13 protein-coding genes are annotated in these 16,278 nt (G+C 70.1%); 1 reads left to right on the top strand and 12 read right to left on the bottom strand.

The genetic code is table 11. The features are described 5' to 3' along the window. Positions 1-25: 25 nt before the first annotated feature. The 8 genes from DY023_RS08185 to DY023_RS08150 all read right to left on the bottom strand — a co-directional run bounded on the left by DY023_RS08185 (position 26) and on the right by DY023_RS08150 (position 8,977). Entirely contained in the window at positions 26-1,276 is a 1,251-nt protein-coding gene (locus DY023_RS08185; RefSeq protein ID WP_116241843.1) for an alpha-hydroxy acid oxidase, read from the bottom strand. Positions 1,277-1,287: 11 nt separating this feature from the next. After that, positions 1,288-2,019, bottom strand: coding sequence for a FadR/GntR family transcriptional regulator (locus DY023_RS08180; RefSeq protein ID WP_116241842.1), 732 nt, complete (start codon positions 2,017-2,019; stop codon positions 1,288-1,290). 236 nt (positions 2,020-2,255) lie between these two features. Beyond that, positions 2,256-2,882, bottom strand: coding sequence for a thymidine kinase (locus DY023_RS08175; protein WP_116241841.1), 627 nt, complete (start codon positions 2,880-2,882; stop codon positions 2,256-2,258). A gap of 9 nt (positions 2,883-2,891) precedes the next feature. Beyond that, complete coding sequence (mqo, locus tag DY023_RS08170; RefSeq protein WP_116241840.1) at positions 2,892-4,349, bottom strand: malate dehydrogenase (quinone); 1,458 nt, start codon at positions 4,347-4,349, stop codon at positions 2,892-2,894. Between the two features lie 83 nt (positions 4,350-4,432). After that, positions 4,433-5,506, bottom strand: coding sequence for an aspartate-semialdehyde dehydrogenase (locus DY023_RS08165; RefSeq protein ID WP_116241839.1), 1,074 nt, complete (start codon positions 5,504-5,506; stop codon positions 4,433-4,435). A 135-nt stretch (positions 5,507-5,641) separates the two neighbouring features. Continuing rightward, positions 5,642-6,928 (bottom strand): aspartate kinase, encoded by a 1,287-nt coding sequence (locus tag DY023_RS08160; protein WP_116241935.1) that lies wholly within the window; start codon positions 6,926-6,928, stop codon positions 5,642-5,644. A gap of 76 nt (positions 6,929-7,004) precedes the next feature. Continuing rightward, positions 7,005-7,619 carry a response regulator gene (locus DY023_RS08155; RefSeq protein ID WP_116241838.1) on the bottom strand — a complete coding sequence of 205 codons (615 nt, stop codon included), beginning with the start codon at positions 7,617-7,619 and terminating at the stop codon, positions 7,005-7,007. Continuing rightward, entirely contained in the window at positions 7,616-8,977 is a 1,362-nt protein-coding gene (locus DY023_RS08150) for a sensor histidine kinase (protein WP_181905771.1), read from the bottom strand. Before DY023_RS08150 ends, DY023_RS08155 begins: the two co-directional genes overlap by 4 nt. A gap of 95 nt (positions 8,978-9,072) precedes the next feature. On the opposite strand from DY023_RS08150, the gene DY023_RS08145 reads away from it, so the two are divergent. Continuing rightward, positions 9,073-9,525 (top strand): DUF2871 domain-containing protein, encoded by a 453-nt coding sequence (locus DY023_RS08145; RefSeq protein WP_116241934.1) that lies wholly within the window; start codon positions 9,073-9,075, stop codon positions 9,523-9,525. Between the two features lie 193 nt (positions 9,526-9,718). On the opposite strand, the gene DY023_RS08140 is transcribed toward DY023_RS08145, so the two are convergent. From DY023_RS08140 to DY023_RS08125, 4 genes are read right to left on the bottom strand one after another with little or no spacing between them, the layout of a single operon-like run. Continuing rightward, positions 9,719-10,702 (bottom strand): DMT family transporter, encoded by a 984-nt coding sequence (locus tag DY023_RS08140; protein ID WP_116241836.1) that lies wholly within the window; start codon positions 10,700-10,702, stop codon positions 9,719-9,721. Next, entirely contained in the window at positions 10,699-11,292 is a 594-nt protein-coding gene (gene recR / locus DY023_RS08135) for a recombination mediator RecR (RefSeq protein ID WP_116241835.1), read from the bottom strand. The genes DY023_RS08140 and recR overlap by 4 nt, the downstream gene beginning before the upstream one ends. Continuing rightward, the gene (locus DY023_RS08130; RefSeq protein WP_181905770.1) at positions 11,292-13,736 is read right to left on the bottom strand and encodes a DNA polymerase III subunit gamma and tau; all 2,445 of its coding nucleotides are present in this window, start codon (positions 13,734-13,736) and stop codon (positions 11,292-11,294) included. The genes recR and DY023_RS08130 overlap by 1 nt, the downstream gene beginning before the upstream one ends. 34 nt (positions 13,737-13,770) lie before the next feature. Continuing rightward, the gene (locus tag DY023_RS08125) at positions 13,771-16,260 is read right to left on the bottom strand and encodes a glycoside hydrolase family 65 protein (RefSeq protein ID WP_116241833.1); all 2,490 of its coding nucleotides are present in this window, start codon (positions 16,258-16,260) and stop codon (positions 13,771-13,773) included. Positions 16,261-16,278 lie beyond the last annotated feature (18 nt).

Here is a 16,278-nt window from a genome sequence, read left to right as displayed (position 1 = left end):
CGAGCGAAGCGAGACGAAGGGCGCCTCAACGAACGAGGATGCTCTCCCCGAGCGGCACCATCCGGGTCAGCTGCGTCACGTGCGCGGGCTCGAGCTCCGCGAGTGACGAGACGCCCAGCAGGCGCATCGTGCGCTCGATCTCGGTGCGCAGGATGGCGATCGTCCGGTCGACGCCCTGGCGGCCTCCGGCCATCAGCCCGTAGAGGTACGCCCGTCCGATCAGCGTGAAGTCGGCACCCAGCGCGACGGATGCCACGATGTCGGCCCCGTTCATGATGCCCGTGTCGATCATGACCGTGAAGTCGTCCCCCACCGCCTTGCGCACCTGCGGCAGCAGGTGGAACGGGATCGGCGCGCGGTCGAGCTGGCGGCCGCCGTGGTTCGAGAGCACGATGCCGTCGACACCCGCATCCTTCAGCCGCACGGAGTCCTCGACGTTCTGCACACCCTTGACGACGATCTTGCCGGGCCAGAGGTCGCGGATCACGTCGAGGTCGGCGTAGCTGATGGTCGGATCCATCGCGGCATCCAGCAGCTCTCCGACGGTGCCTCCTGTGGTGCTGAGCGAGGCGAACTCGAGCTTCGGAGTGGTGAGGAAGTCGTACCACCACCACGGCCGGGGGATCGCGTTCACGATCGTGCCGAGCGTCAGCTGCGGCGGAATGCTGAACCCGTTGCGCTTGTCACGCAGGCGGGCACCGGCGACCGGGGTGTCGACCGTGAAGTGCAGGGTGTCGAACCCGGCTGCGGCCGCGCGGCGGGTGAGCTCGTACGAGATCTCACGGTCGCGCATGACGTAGAGCTGGAACCAGTTCCGACCGTGCGGGTTCGCAGCCTTCACTCCCTCGATCGAGGTCGTGCCGAGCGTGGAGAGGGTGAACGGGATGCCTGCGGCTGCAGCCGCGCCGGCGCCGGCGACCTCGCCCTCGGTCTGCATCAGGCGGGTGAAGCCGGTGGGCGCGATGCCGAACGGCAGCGCGCTGGGGCCGCCCAGGATCTCGACGCTGGTGTCGACGGTCGGCGCGGGCTTGAGGATGCCGGGATGGAACTCCACGTCCTCGAAGGCCTGGCGTGCACGTGCGAGCGACAGCTCGCCCTCGGCTGCGCCGTCGGTGTAGTCGAACGCCGCCTTCGGGGTGCGGCGCTTGGCGATCGTTCGCAGATCGTAGATGGTGAGCGCCGCGTCGAGGCGCCGCTTGCGACCGTCGAGTTCGGGCTTCTTGAACTGCATCAGCTCGAAGAGCTCGGCGGGCTTGGGCAGCTGTCGCTGGACCATGGTGTTCTCCTTCAGACTGCGGGATCGGGCACGAGCCCGGCCGCGACGTAGTAGCCGGTGATGTGAGCGACGACGAGGTCCCGGGCGCGCTCGGCGTCGCCCTCCTCGATCGTCGCGACGAGGACGCGGTGCTCGGCGCGCAGACGCTCGGCCATGGCAGCCCAGTCCTCGATGCGCGCGGAACCTTCGCGGACGTACGACTCGATCGCCGTACGCAGTCCGGCCATCATCGCCGCGATGACGGAGTTGCCGGATGCCTCCGCGAGGGCGAGATGCAGCTGCGCGTCGAGAGCGAGGAACTCGGGCGCCGACAGTCCCGCGCCGTCCATCGCATCCAGCAGGGCGTGCGCGTCGGCGAGGTCGGGAGCACCGGATGTCGCGAGGGAGGCTGCAACGGCTCCCTCGAGCACGAGCCGGGTCTGCACGACGTCGGCGACAGGAAAGCCCTGCGCGGCGACCTGCAGGCGCAGCAGCTGCTGCAATCCCCCGGCGGGGGTGGCGATGACGATCGCGCCTGCCTGAGGCCCCGAGCCCGTCGCAGTTCGGATGAGACCCATGACCTCCAGCACGCGCAGCGCCTCGCGCACGCTGGAGCGCCCGACGCCGAGGTCGGCGGAGAGGTCGCGCTCGGAGGGCAGCCTGTCCCCCGGGCCGAGTCGGCCCTCCATGAGGTCGCGCTCGATGCGCTCCAGCACGACGCGCCATGCGCGCTGCGACTCGCGCGCGGCAGTCGGCTCCGCCATCCGTCCTCCTATGGTCTGACCACAGGTTATCCCCTGTGGTCAGACCACGCAACGGCTGCCCGCCCATCTGTGAGGGGTCAGAAAACGTGGGATGTGGCCGCGCGAACCCGACGTTTTCTGACCCCTCATGACGAGGTGACGGCCCGCCTCCTCTTGAGGGGTCAGAAAACGTCGGGTCCGGCGCCTCGAATGCCGCAGATTGTGACCCCTCACCGGCCGGGCGGGGGCGGGCGCCGTCAGGCCAGGCGTCCGCCGGATTCGTCGAGGTAGCAGTTGCCGCACAGCGATTCGTACGTCACTGCGGCGCCGTCGATGGCGACCTGGTCACCGTCGAACACGAAGCGCCCGTCGACCAGACGGCCGTTGAACACTGCTTTGCGCCCGCAGCGGCAGATCGTCTTCAGCTCCTCCAGCGAGTGCGCGATCGCGAGCAGCCGCGCCGACCCGGGGAAGGCGTGGGTGAGGAAGTCGTTGCGGATGCCGTAGGCCATCACGGGGATGCCGTCCAGCACCGCGATGCGGAACAAGTCGTCGATCTGCTCGGGGGTGAGGAACTGCGCCTCGTCGACAAGCAGGCAGGCGACATCCACCTGTTGCGGCAACAGCGTCGCAGCGTCCCGCTGCCGGATCCGCTCCCGTTCGGACGCGAAAAGCGCCCTGGCATCATCGTCGGCGCCGATGAGGAAGTCCACCTCACGGGTGACTCCGAGTCTGCTCTCGATCTGCGAGGCACCCTTGGTGTCGATCGCGGGCTTCGCGAGCAGCACGTGCTGGCCGCGCTCCTCGTAGTTGTAGGCCGCCTGCAGCAGGGCCGTCGACTTGCCCGAGTTCATCGCGCCGTAGCGGAAGTAGAGCTTCGCCACGGTCGTGAGTCAGGCCGTCAGGTCGAGTGCCGCCGCCGTCGCGCTCATCGCCATGTCGGCGGTCTCACGATCGTCGTTCAGCTTCGCACCCAGAGTCGGGACGAGCTCGCGCAGCCGGGGCTCCCAGCCCGCGTACTCCGAGGGGAAGCACTGCTTGAGCAGCTGCAGCATGATCGGAGGCGCCGTCGACGCGCCCGGCGAGGCTCCCAGAAGACCGGCGATCGAGCCGTCCTCGGCCGCGACGATCTCGGTGCCGAACTGCAGCTTGCCGTCGCGCATCACCTGCGCGCGCTGGCCGGCCTGCAGCAGCTCCCAGTCGCCGTCGGCGGCGGTCGGCATGAACTGCCGCAGCGTGGCCACCTTCTTCTTGGGCGTCTTCAGCAGTTCGCTGACGAGGTAGGTGATGAGGTCGAAGTTCGTGAAAGCGACCTTGAGCATGCTGCCCAGGTTGTGCGGGCGCACCTGGGTGACGATGTCGAGCATCCCGCCGTTCTTGAGGAACTTCGGGCTGAACGTCGCGAACGGGCCGAACAGCAGGCTGCTCTCGCCGTCGACGACGCGGGTGTCCAGGTGCGGCACCGACATCGGCGGCGCGCCGACGGGCGCCTGCGAGTAGACCTTGGCCTTGTGCTGGGCGACGATCTTCGGGTCGGAGGTCTTCAGCCACTGACCGCCGATCGGGAAGCATCCGTAGCCGCGGATCTCGGGGATGCCCGAGCCCTGCAGCAGCTTGAGCGCCCAGCCGCCTGCGCCGACGAACACGAAGCGCGCCTTGATGTCGCCGGGAGCCCGTCCGATCGTGCGACGGTACTTGACGCGCCAGCTGCCGTCCTTGTCGCGCTTCAGCTTGCGCACCTCGGTGTTCGTGCGCACGTCCACGCCGCTCTCGCGGAGGTGGTCGAAGAGCTGCCGGGTGAGCGCGCCGAAGTCGACGTCGGTGCCGGCGACGCTGCGGGTGGCCGCGAACGGCTCGCCCTTGCGGCGCTTCTGCATGAGCAGCGGCGCCCACTGGTTGATGACGCGGGAGTCCTCGCTGTACTCCATGCCGGCGAACAGCGGCTCGTCCTTGAGCAGGGCGTAGCGCTCGCGCAGGTACTGCACGTCGTTCTCGCCGCGCACGAAGGTCATGTGCGGAGTGGAGTTGATGAACGTCTGGGGGCCGTCGAGGATGCCGCGCTTAACCCACGACGACCACAGCTCGCGGCTGAGCTGGAACTGCTCGTTGATGTTGATCGCCTTGCTCGAGTCGAGCAGGCGGTCCTCACCGCGGGGGGTGTAGTTGAGCTCGCACAGTGCCGAGTGGCCGGTGCCGGCGTTGTTCCACGCGTTGGAGCTCTCTTCGGCGACGTCGCTCAGGCGTTCGAACGCAACGATCTTCCAGTCCGGCTGCAGCTCGTGCAGCAGAGTACCCAGGGTGGCACTCATGATGCCACCACCGATCAGGACGACGTCGACGGATTCAGTCACCCCACCAGTCTAGTTCGCCTGAACCAGGGCGCGATTCGCCGTCACGTCCATCCCGACGTCGATATTCGCCGCGGCGGACGCCGTCAGGCGACGGGTGCGCCGATGCGCTCGGCGACCAGCTCGGCGATCTGCACGGCGTTCAGCGCCGCACCCTTGCGCAGGTTGTCGTTGCTGATGAACAGCACGAGCCCCTTGCCCTCTGGCGCGGACTGGTCGGCGCGGATCCGGCCCACGAAGCTGTCGTCCTTGCCCGCAGCCTGCAGCGGCGTCGGCACCTCTTCGAGGGTGACGCCGGGAGCGGATGCCAGCACCTCACGGGCACGGTCGGGCGTGATGTCCGCGCCGAACTCGGCGTGGATCGACAGCGAGTGCCCGGTGAAGACGGGGACGCGCACGCAGGTGCCCGCGACGCGAAGGCCCGGCAGCTCGAGGATCTTGCGGCTCTCGTTGCGGAGCTTCTTCTCCTCGTCGGTCTCATTGTCGCCGTCGTCGACCAGGTTGCCTGCGAACGGGATGACGTCGAAGGCGATCGGGGCGATGTACTTCTCCGGCTGCGGGAAGTCGACGGCCGAGCCGTCGTGCACCAGTCGCAGCGTGTCGCCCTGTGCGAGGACGCCCTGCACCTGGCCGAGCAGCTCCTCGGCGCCGGCGATGCCCGATCCGGACACGGCCTGGTACGTCGAGACGATCAGGCGCTCGAGGCCTGCCTCTGCATGCAGCGCCTTCAGCACCGGCATGGCCGCCATGGTCGTGCAGTTCGGGTTGGCGATGATGCCGCGCGGACGCTCGTCGATCGCGTGCGGGTTGACCTCGCTGACCACCAGCGGAACCTCGGGGTCGTTGCGCCAGGCGCTGGAGTTGTCGATGACGACCGCACCGGATGCCGCGAACTTCGGCGCGTATGCGCGGCTGGCGGTCGCGCCGGCCGAGAACAGGGCGATGTCGATGCCCGCGGCATCCGCCGTCTCGACGTCCTCGACGATCACGTCGACGCCGCCGAAGTCGATGCTCGTGCCTGCGGAGCGGGCGGAGGCGAACAGGCGCAGCTCGCGGATGGGGAACGAGCGCTCGGCGAGGATCTCGCGCATCACGCGGCCGACCTGGCCGGTGGCGCCGACGACGGCGACGGAGTATCCGGAATCGGAGATGCGGGTCATGACTGGGGTCCTTGGCGTTCAGACTGTTACGCCAGGCTCAGCCCCGGGTCGCGGATGCTTCGCCCGGCGCCGATGTCAGGGTTGCGGTGAGTCTACCGTGCCGTGGGTGGCACGGCGCCGGTGTGACGTCGAGCTTCAGCGCCCCGTGCCGGCGTGCACGACGGCCTCGATCTCGCTGTCGAGACCGTAGGCGGTGTGCACGGCGCGGGCCGCGTCGGCGAGCTCGTCGGCGCGCAGCACGACGGAGATGCGGATCTCGGACGTGGAGATCATCTCGATGTTGATGCCCGCCGTCGACAGCGCCTCGAACAGGATCGCCGAGACCCCCGAGTGCGTGCGCATGCCGGCGCCCACGACCGACAGCTTGCCGATCTGGTCGTCATGCTGCAGCGAGTCGAAGCCGATGCCGCCGCGCTCCGCGGCGAGTGCCTTGAGCGCGGATGCGGCATCCGCCTTGGGGAGCGTGAACGAGATGTCGGTGCGTCCGGTGGATGCCGCCGACACGTTCTGCACGATCATGTCGACGTTCGCACCCGACTTGGCCACGACGGTGAAGATCTCCGCCGCCTTGCCCGGCACGTCCGGAACGCCGGAAACGGTGATCTTGGCCTGGCTGAGGTCGGTGGCGACGCCAGCGACGATGGGTTCTTCCATGGCTGCTCCCTCGGATTCGCGGGGGTTCTTCATTCCCTCGCCCAGAACGTAGGTGCCCTCGGCCGTCGAGAAGGTCGAACGGGCGTGGATCAGGACGCCGTGCCGGCGCGCGTACTCGACGGCGCGGATGTACAGCACCTTGGCGCCGTTGGCGGCGAGTTCGAGCATCTCCTCGCTGGAGACGTGATCGAGCTTGCGCGCCTGGGGGATGACGCGCGGGTCGGCGGTGAAGATGCCGTCCACGTCGCTGTAGATCTCGCAGACGTCCGCGTTCAGCGCGGCTGCCAGTGCGACGGCGGTGGTGTCGGAACCGCCGCGGCCGAGCGTGGTGATGTCGAGGGTGTCGCGGTTGATGCCCTGGAAGCCCGCGACGATGACGATCGCGCCCTCGTCGAGTGCTTCCCGCACCCGCACCGGGGTGACGTCGACGATGCGCGCCTTGCCGTGGTGCGAGTCGGTCATCATGCCGGCCTGGCTGCCGGTGAACGACCGCGCCTCGAAGCCCATCGAGTGGATCGTCATGGCCAGCAGCGCCATCGAGATGCGCTCGCCGCTGGAGAGCAGCATGTCGAGCTCGCGCGGAGCAGGGATGGGGGCGACCTCGTGCGCGAGATCCAGCAGCTCGTCGGTGGTGTCGCCCATGGCGCTGACAGCGACGACGACGTCGTGCCCGGCGCGACGGGTGTCGACGATGCGCTTGGCTACGCGCTTGATGCTGTCGGCGTCGGCGACGGACGAGCCGCCGTACTTCTGCACGATGAGGGCCACGTTCACTCCCTGGGATTACCGGGCGATCAGCCCACGCACATTCTACGGAGCGGGTTCATGCCGTATTGCGTATGTGTCAGATCAGCCCGCGGCGGCGGGCCTCGGCGGCGGCCGCCGTGCGGCTGGGAGCGCCGAGCTTCTCGAGCAGGTGCACGACGTGCGTCTTCACGGTGGCCTCGCTGATGAACAGCCGGTTCGCGATCTCGCGGTTGGCGGCGCCCTCATCGACCAGCTGGAGCACCTCGCGTTCCCGTGCGGTCAGTGACACGCGTGGCGCGCGAAGCGCGCCGATCAGGCGGTCGTCTGCCAGGCCTCCGACGAGGCCGACGGATGCGGCATCCGTGATCGCTCTCGCGATCGTGTCTGTGTCGACCTCCTTGAGCAGGTAGCCGGCGGCCCCGGCCTCGATCGCGCGGATGATCTGCGCGTCGTGGTCGAAAGTGGTGAGGATGATGACCGCGGGCGGCGACGGCGTCGCGCGCAGCGCCGCCGTCACGGCGACCCCGTCGATCCCCTCCCCCAGCCGCAGATCGCAGAGCACGACGTCGGGGTGCAGTTCGGATGCTGCGGCGAGCGCCTCCTCGCCGGTGGAGGCCTCGCCGATCACCTCGAATCCACGGCTCTCGATCACCGCGCGGAGACCCGCCCGCACGATCGGATGGTCATCGACGAGGAGCAGCCGGATGCTCATCGCTCGGCCTCCTCTCCCGCGCCGCGCTGCGGTCGCGTGGTCGGTTTCGCATCCGCAGGCGACGCGCCGGCGGCACTATCGACCGCGTGGTCGAAAACGCGTGTCGCGCCCGCCGACCGCGTGGTCGGTTTCGCATCCGCGGACGGCCCGCCTGCTGCATTTTCGACCGCGTGGTCGAAAACGCGTGTCACGCCCGCCGACGATGCGAGCGGAACTCGCGCGGTCAGCCGGGTGCCCTCGCCGGGCGTGCTGTCGATGACGAGCTCGCCGCCGAGTTCTTCGAGTCGCGAGCGCATCGCGATCAGCCCGTATGACGACCCGGCGCGGCCGGCGGATGCCCGGTCGAAGCCGCGGCCGTCGTCGGCGATCTCCAGGCGCGCGAGGCCGTCGGCCGCACCGAGTCCGATCTCGACGCGTGCGGCGCCGGAGTGCTGCCGCACGTTCGCGAGCGCCGACTGCGCCACGCGCAGGAAGGCGACCTCCACTCCGGTCGGCAGCGCGGGCATCGGCTCGGACACGTCCAGTGCGGACTCGATCCCGGTATCCGTGCGCAGCGCGTCCAGCATCCTGTCCAGTGCGCCGGCGAGGGCCGAGTCCTCCAGCTCGGCGGGCGCGAGGGAGGCGACGATGCGGCGCAGCTCGACGAGCGAGTGCTGCGCGAGGGCGTCGATCTGCGGCATCCGCTCCGCGCCGCCGGTGCGGGCGAGGAGAGAGACCGAGCTGAGCTCCTGAGCGATCGTGTCGTGCAGGTCGCGGGCGAGGCGGGTGCGCTCCTTGGCCGCGCCGGCCTCGTGCTGCGTGCGGGCGAGCTCGTCCTGCAGGGCGGCGGTCTCGTGCTGCGCCTGCAGCAGCGAGGCGATCAGGCGTTCGCGCTCTGCGGCATCGCGCAGCAGAGTGTCGTAGCCGAGCGAGATCGCAACGGCGAACGCGCCGCCGAGCACGGGACCGGCGATGTGGGCGAAGGTGAGCGGGGTGTGATGAAGCACCGGCGCGACGACCGCCCCGAGCATGACGATGACGGCGTAGATCCATGCTGCGCGGCCGCGGATCAGGTGCCCGGCGAGCAGCAGCAGCGGGAAGGCCAGCCAGACGTACTCCGGTGAGATCACCAGCATCCCACCCCAGAGCACGGTGAGCCCGCCCAGCCACCAGAGCGCGCCCGGACCCTGGATCAGGAGGGCCCCGGCGCCGTACCAGCCCAGGAACGCGACGGCGGCGAGGATCGCCGGCAGCGGGGCGAGGCCGGCGACGACGGCGCGGAGCGTGGTCACGACGGCGAGCAAGACGGCGATCAGGTGCAGGGCGACGCGCGCGGTGCGCAGCATCCGATGCCGGCTCGAGACGGAGGCGTCGCTCATCCTTCGATTCTGCCCCTGGGGCGCCGCGAGTGCGCGCCACGGAACTCGATCCTTCGATGGATCCGCCTGCGGGTCGCTCCGGCGAGGCTGGAGACATGACCGAAGCATCCGTCGATGTCCGCACCCAGCGCTCGGCGCTGACGAAACTCTTCTCCGCCACGGCTCTGTACACCGGGCTGGGCCTCGCCGCCGGCCTGTTCTACCGCGAGTTCACGAAGGCGAACGGCTTCCCCGAGGGATTTCCAGGGCAGCTGGCCGTCACGCACACGCACCTGCTCGTGCTGGGCATGATCGTGCCGCTCATCGTGCTGGCGCTGGAGAAGACGTTCCGGCTGTCGGAGAGCAGACTGTTCGGCTGGTTCTTCTGGATCTACAACGCCGGAGTCGTGCTGACCACGGCGATGATGGTCTGGCACGGCTCGTTGCAGGTGCTCGGCGTGAAGGGTTCCGCAGCGATCTCGGGCATCGCCGGGCTGGGCCATATCCTGATCGGCGCCGGGTTCGTGCTGCTGCTCGTGACGCTGGGGAAGGCGATCCGCCGGGGTTAGTCCTTCCGCCGGATCCGGCAGGTCGCGCTGCATTTCTCGGCGCGCGCGGCGCATATTCGAGGCGCGTGAGCAACAAAGTGCAGCGCCAACCACGGGACGCGTCGAGGACTGCCGCGTGAGCAGGAATATGCCGCGCGAGCTGGATACTGCCCTCGAGCAGAGTTCTGCGGCTCGGGGCCGAGGGTCGTGTCGATCAGCGAGTGGGATCCGGCTCGGGCGGCGGCCCGTCGCAGATCACCTCGGCGGTCTCGGCTGTCGTCACCGGTCCGGTGGTCAGATCGGCCTCCCCGGACTTCAGTCTGCCGCCGGTGGCGGCGAACCAGCATCCGATGAGGATGATCGGGAAGCCGATCAGCAGCCCTGCGGTGACGGGCTCGCCGACCAGGATCGTGCCGAGGATGATCGCGACCACCGGGTTGACGTAGGTGAACAGCGGTGCGCGCACCGGGCCGACTTCGCGGATCAGTGCGAAGAAGAACACGAACGCCAGGGCGGTGCAGATCACGCCGAGCAGAACCAGCGACACGGTCGAGCGGATGGTGGGCACGTCGTGCTGGGTGAGGATGCCGGCCGGCAGGTAGGCGAGGCCGACGACGAGGAGCGCGAGCGTGATGGTGCCGATCGACGGCACGTCGGCCAGCTTGTGAGCGATGATGAACGGCGCGATCGCGTACAGCACGGCGGTGAGCAGGATCTCGCCGATCGCGATGTAGCTCGCCGTGCCGTGTGCGAACAGCCCCGGGCCGGCGACCACGATCGCGACGCCGGCGAAGCCGACCAGCAACCCGCCCAGGCGGGTCGGCGCGAGCACGGAGCGGTCGCCCCGCATCAGGGCGATGACCACGGCGAACAGCGGGACCGTCGACACCAGCAGTCCGGTCAGCCCCGACGGCAGCTGGGTCTCGGCGTGGCTGAGCAGCAGGAAGGGCCCTGCCATCTCGACGGCGCCGAACGCGAGCACCCACGGCCACACCTTGAGCGCGGCCTTGAGGGCACCCGATCGGATCGCGAAGGGCAGGAGCACGAGCGCACCGAGAAGCGTGCGGGCGGCCACCACGGCCGGGGGCGAGTACGATTCGACGGCCTCTTTGATGAAGAGGTAGGTGATGCCCCACACGATCGACATGATCGCGAAGAGGATCCAGCCCTTGCGGGTGAAGCCGCCGTGCGGGCTCACAGCCGGCGCCGTCCTTCGAACGCCCGGCCGAGGGTGACCTCGTCGGCGTACTCCAGGTCGCCGCCGACGGGCAGACCGGATGCCAGGCGCGAGACCGTGATCTCCATCGTCGTCAGCAGGCGGCTGAGGTAGCTCGCCGTCGCCTCGCCCTCGAGGTTGGGGTTGGTCGCGAGGATGACCTCCTGCACGGTGCCGTCGGCGAGTCGGGTCATCAGCTGAGCGATGCGCAGGTCGTCGGGGCCGACACCGGCGATCGGACTGATCGCGCCGCCGAGCACGTGGTACAGCCCGCGGAATTCGCGGGTGCGCTCGATCGCTGCCACATCCTTAGCATCCTCGACCACGCAGATGAGTGCGGCGTTACGGCGCGGGTCGCGGCAGATCGCGCAGCGGTCCTGCTCGGAGACGTTGCCGCAGATCTCGCAGAAGCGCACGCGGGCGCGCACCTCGGTGAGCAGCTCGGCGAGGCGCGCCACGTCGAACGACGGGGTCTGCAGGATGTGGAATGCGATGCGCTGGGCCGACTTCGGGCCGATGCCGGGGAGCCGGCCGAACTCGTCGATCAACTCCTGGACGATGCCGTCGTACATCAGTTGAACCTCGTCTGGGGCTCGAAGGGCTCTTCGCGGATGAACGTCGCGCCGAGCACCTGGCGGATCACGGCCTCGCCGCGGCGCTCCACGCCGTCCGGGGCGGACGAGCGGCTGGTGACGACCGGGGCGGCAGCCGACGGCGCGGATCGCTGCGGGGCGGAGGCCCGCGGAGCCTGCTGCGCTGGCGCCTGTTGCATCGGGGCCTGCTGCGCTGGCGCCTGCTGCACCGGGGCCTGGCGGCCGGGCGCCTGGGCGCCCGGCATCCGGCCGCCGGCGTCGGGCGGTGCGGCGTCGTAGTGCGGGTCGTACGGCGGCTCGTCGTCGTACGGGGGCTCATCGTCGCCCGGCAGCGGCGGCTCGTCACGGTCGATCGTGCCGTCGACCGGCGGCACAGGTGCGGACGCCGCGGACTCGACCTCGGCGGGCTCCTCGTCGACCGCGAACTGCGGCTGCACCGGTTCCTCGTGCGCAGCGGGGATGGGCGCGACCGCCCATTCCGTCACCGGCGCTGCGGCGGATGCCGACGGGCGGGACTGCGTCGGGCGGGTGGAGGGCCCAGCCTGCGACTGCGATGCCGCGGGCGTACCCAGCTGCGCTGCTGACGCGACGGGAGCGGGGTCGGGGGCACCGGCCTGCGGCACGCCCGGCGTCGCCCAGCCGGAGGCGGGCGCGGTGTCACCCTGGTGCTCGGCGCGCGCCGGCGCAGGGTCGGCGGGCGCAGGGTCAGCGGCAGCGGATGCTCCGCCCTGCTCCGGTCCGCCCTGCGGCGAGCGTGCTCCCCCACCAGGTGCGTTGCCGGACGGCAGCGGGGCCGGGCGGTACTTCACGCGGACGCCGATTTGCTGCTCGATCGCGGTGCGCAGGTGATCAGACGGCCCGGGACCAGGCGTCGGCCCCTTGAACTTCGTGACGTCGGACGGTGTCGCGAAGCCGAGGGTGAGCACTTCGTCAGCGTACGCGAGGGGCTGCACACCGGTGACGAGCAGCCACGCGTTGCGGTTGATCGACGCCAGCTTGTCGAGCACCGCCGGCCACTCGGCCGTGATGCGCTCGAAGGTGACGGGGCCGGTCGGCGCGGGGGGCGCGTCCTGCTCCGGGTCGTTGAGCGGAGCCGAGGAACGAGGCGCAGACGAAACGTCGGGAGTTGGCGTCTCGGGCGCCGGCGCGGGAGTCGGTGCTGAGGGCTCCGCGGAGGCTGAAGGCGTCTCGTCTCGCTCCTTCGTCGCTCGCTCGACGACCGGGGCAGAAGCCACTGGAGCAGAGGCGACTGGAGCAGAGGCAGCCGGAGCAGAGGCAGCCGGAGCAGAAGCAGTCGGTGCAGCCGCGACAGCCGCGCCCTCGCCGGCGCTCGCGAGCACGCGCGCAACCATGAGCTCGAGGTGCAGTCGCGGCGAGGTCGCGCCGGTCATGTCGTCGAGCGCCTGGCTCACGACATCGGCGGTGCGCGACAGTCGCACAGATCCGAACGCGACGGCCTGCGCCTGCATCCGCTGCAGCTCGTCGGCGGGGATGCCGCGCAGCACGGCGGAGGCGCCGTCGCCGACGGCGGCGATCACGATGAGATCGCGCAGCCGCTCGAGCAGGTCGTCGACGAATCGCCGCGGGTCCTGGCCCGTCTGCACCACGCGGTCGACCGCGGGGAACGCCGCTGCGGCATCGCCGGCGGCGAGCGCGTCGACGATCTCGTCGAGCAGTTCGGCGTGCGTGTAGCCGAGCAGCGCCACGGCGCGCGCGTACGTGACGTTGCCGTCCTCGGAGCCGGCGATGAGCTGGTCGAGCAGCGAGAGGGTGTCGCGGGGGGATCCGCCGCCGGCGCGGACGGCGAGAGCGAGCACGCCCTCCTCGACCTGCACGCCCTCTTCGACACAGAGCTTCTCGACGTACTCGAGCATGGCCGCGGGCGGCACGAGCCGGAACGGGTAGTGATGCGTGCGGGAGCGGATGGTGCCGAGCACCTTCTCGGGCTCGGTGGTCGCGAAGATGAACTTCACATGCGCCGGCGGCTCCTCGACGAGCTTGAGCAGGGCGTTGAAGCCCTGCGGCGTGACCATGTGCGCCTCGTCGAGGATGAAGATCTTGTACCGGTCACGACTGGGCGCGAACGTGGCCCGCTCGCGCAGGTCGCGGGCGTCGTCGACGCCGTTGTGGCTGGCCGCGTCGATCTCGACGACGTCGAGCGAGCCGCCGCCGTTGCGCGACAGCTCGACGCAGCTCGGGCACACGCCGCACGGGGTGTCGGTGGGCCCCTCGGCGCAGTTCAGGCACCGCGCCAGGATGCGGGCCGACGTGGTCTTTCCGCACCCGCGGGGACCGGAGAACAGGTAGGCGTGACCCACCCTGTCACCGCGGAGGGCGGTCATGAGCGGGTCGGTCACCTGGGACTGACCGATCATCTCCCCGAAGTTCTCGGGCCGGTAGCGGCGGTAGAGGGCTGTGGTCACCAGAACAGCCTACGGTGTGCCCCGGACACGGGACTCAGTCGACCTCGATCACCGGGATCGTCGTGGTGACCGGCACCGTCGGCGACATCAGAGTGCCGTCCTCGCGACGGGCATCCGCGAACTGGCGCAGGGTCGGGCGGCCGGGGCGCACCGGCCCCTGACCGGCGAGCAGCACCACGGCATCCGCATCCGTCGACGCCGTGTGCGCGGCACCCCGCACGGTGAACGAGACGGGGTCACCCGACAGCACCGTCATCCGCAGCTCCCCGCGGGTGATCGTCACCCGCAGCGACGACCCGCGCCACTGCAGCGGGAACTCCAGCGAGGGCCACTCCGCGGGCAGTCGCGGGTCGAAGCTCAGCTCGCCGGCGTAGTCGCGCATGCCGCCGAAGCCGCTCACCAGCGCCGACCACACGCCACCGGCCGACGCCACGTGAACTCCGTCGGTGGCGTTGTTGTGCAGGTCGTGCAGGTCGACGTACAGCGCCTCGCGGAAGTACTCGAGCGCCAGGTCCTGGTATCCCACCTCGGCGGCGAGGATCGACTGCACCACGGCAGACAGCGTGGAGTCACCGGTGGTCAGCGGGTCGTAGTAGTCGAAGTCGGCGAGCTTCTCCTCGGCGGTGAAGTGGCTGCCCTGCAGGAACAGCGCGAGCACCACGTCCGCCTGCTTCAGCACCTGGAACCGGTAGATCACCAGCGGGTGGAAGTGCAGCAGCAGCGGGCGCTGATCGTCCGGCGTGTTCGCCAGGTCCCAGACCTCGCGCTCCAGGAACAGCGAGTCCTGCGGGTGGATGCCCAGCCCTTCGCTGTAGGGAATGTGCATGGCCTCGGCGGCGCGCTCCCAGCCGTCCGGCTCCCCGGCGTCCAGGCCGGTGCGGGCGACCAGGGCGGCGTAGGCCTCCGGCGACTTCTCCGCCAGCTCGCGCACCACGCGGGTGGCCAGGCGCAGGTTGTGCCGGGCCATCACGTTGGTGAACAGGTTGTCGTTGACGACGGTCGTGTACTCGTCCGGACCGGTGACGCCGTGGATGTGGAAGCTCGAGTCCCCGTTCGTGCCGCGCCAGAACCCGAGCGTCGCCCACAGCCGCGCGGTCTCGACGGCGATGTCGGCGGCTTCGCTGCGCAGGAACTCCACGTCGCCGGTGGCGTACACGTACTTGCCCAGCGCGAAGCTGACGTCGGCGTTGATGTGGTACTGCGCGGTGCCCGCCGCGTAGTACGCCGAGGCCTCCTCGCCGTTGATCGTGCGCCACGGGAACAGCGCCCCCGCCTCGTTCAGCTGCGCCGCCCGGCGGCGCGCCGCCGGCAGCATCAGCACCCGCGCCCGCAGCGCGTTGCGCGCCCACTGCGGCGACGTGTACGTGAGGAACGGCAGCACGTAGATCTCGGTGTCCCAGAAGTAGTGCCCGCTGTAGCCGGATCCGGTGAGCCCCTTCGCCGGCACTCCGGCGCCGTCGGCCCGTGCCGACGCCTGCGCCAGCTGGAACAGGCACCAGCGCACGGCCTGCTGCAGGTCGTCGTGCCCGCCGATGAGCACGTCGCTGCGCTCCCAGAACGCGTCGAGCCACTCGGCCTGCCGGGCGAACAGCGCGTCGACGCCTTCGACGGCGGCGCGGTCGAGCGTGCGGCGGCAGCGGTCGACCAGCTCGCGCGGAGGCACGCCCCGCGACGTGTGGTAGCTGACCAGCTTGGTGAGCCGGATCGGCACGCCCGCCTTGGCCTGCACCCGGAAGACGTTCTTCGCGATGTCGGGCTCGATCAGCTGTCGGGCGCTGTAGTCGTTCTCGGTCTCGATCACGTGGTCGGCGACGACGGCCAGCGTCATACCCGAATCCGCCACCCGGTACGACAATGCTGCGCGCAGCCCGTCCTGCCAGTACTCATCCGGCTGCAGCACCCGCTCGGTGATCTTCTCGGCCTTGCGCGGGTCGAATCCGGCCTTGCCCGCCGCCGCCTTCTGCGCGGCCTCCGGCGTGCCGGTGTAGACGGTGCCGCCGTCCTGGCGGTTCAGCAGCTGGCAGCTGACGGTGACCGGGGCATCCGCGTTCTCGACCACGAGCTCGAGCCGCATGACTGCGAGGTGGCGCTCGTCGAAGCTCACCATCCGCTCATCGCGCAGCCGCACCCGCTTGCCCGAGGGGGTCACCCACAGCACGTCGCGGTGCACCACTCCGGTGCGCATGTCAAGCGTGCGAGAGTACTCGCGCACGTCGGCCTCGTCGAACGACAGCGGCTCGTCGTCGACGTAGACGCGCATGATCTTGGCATCCGGCGCGTTGATGATCGTCTGCCCGACCTCGGCGAATCCGTACGCCTGCTCGGCATGGCGGATGGGCCAGGTCTCGTGCAGGCCGTTGATGAACGTGCCGTGCTCGTGCGCGCCGCGGCCTTCGATGTGGTTGCCGCGCAGACCGAGATATCCGTTGCCCACCGTGAACAGGGTCTCGGGCAGGCCGTCCCCGTCGTAGCGGCTCTCGACGAGACGCCAGGGGTCGGACGAGTAACGGTCGCTGTCGAACACTTCGGCTCCCTCTGGTCG

The organism is Microbacterium bovistercoris, from assembly GCF_003387575.1.
In the GTDB taxonomy this organism is placed as follows: Bacteria; Actinomycetota; Actinomycetes; order Actinomycetales; family Microbacteriaceae; genus Microbacterium; species Microbacterium bovistercoris.
Note: the sequence above shows the minus strand (reverse complement) of the source record. Positions and strands in the feature narration are given on the sequence as shown.

Excerpts from the sequence above, each read along its gene's own strand:
- DY023_RS08185 (WP_116241843.1), bottom strand. The coding sequence starts at position 1,276 with ATGGTCCAGCGACAGCTGCCCAAGCCCGCCGAGCTCTTCGAGCTGATG.
- DY023_RS08155 (WP_116241838.1), bottom strand. The coding sequence starts at position 7,619 with ATGAGCATCCGGCTGCTCCTCGTCGATGACCATCCGATCGTGCGGGCG.
- DY023_RS08165 (WP_116241839.1), bottom strand. The coding sequence starts at position 5,506 with ATGACCCGCATCTCCGATTCCGGATACTCCGTCGCCGTCGTCGGCGCC.
- recR (WP_116241835.1), bottom strand. The coding sequence starts at position 11,292 with ATGTACGACGGCATCGTCCAGGAGTTGATCGACGAGTTCGGCCGGCTC.
- DY023_RS08145 (WP_116241934.1), top strand. The coding sequence starts at position 9,073 with ATGACCGAAGCATCCGTCGATGTCCGCACCCAGCGCTCGGCGCTGACG.
- DY023_RS08150 (WP_181905771.1), bottom strand. The coding sequence starts at position 8,977 with ATGAGCGACGCCTCCGTCTCGAGCCGGCATCGGATGCTGCGCACCGCG.
- DY023_RS08180 (WP_116241842.1), bottom strand. The coding sequence starts at position 2,019 with ATGGCGGAGCCGACTGCCGCGCGCGAGTCGCAGCGCGCATGGCGCGTC.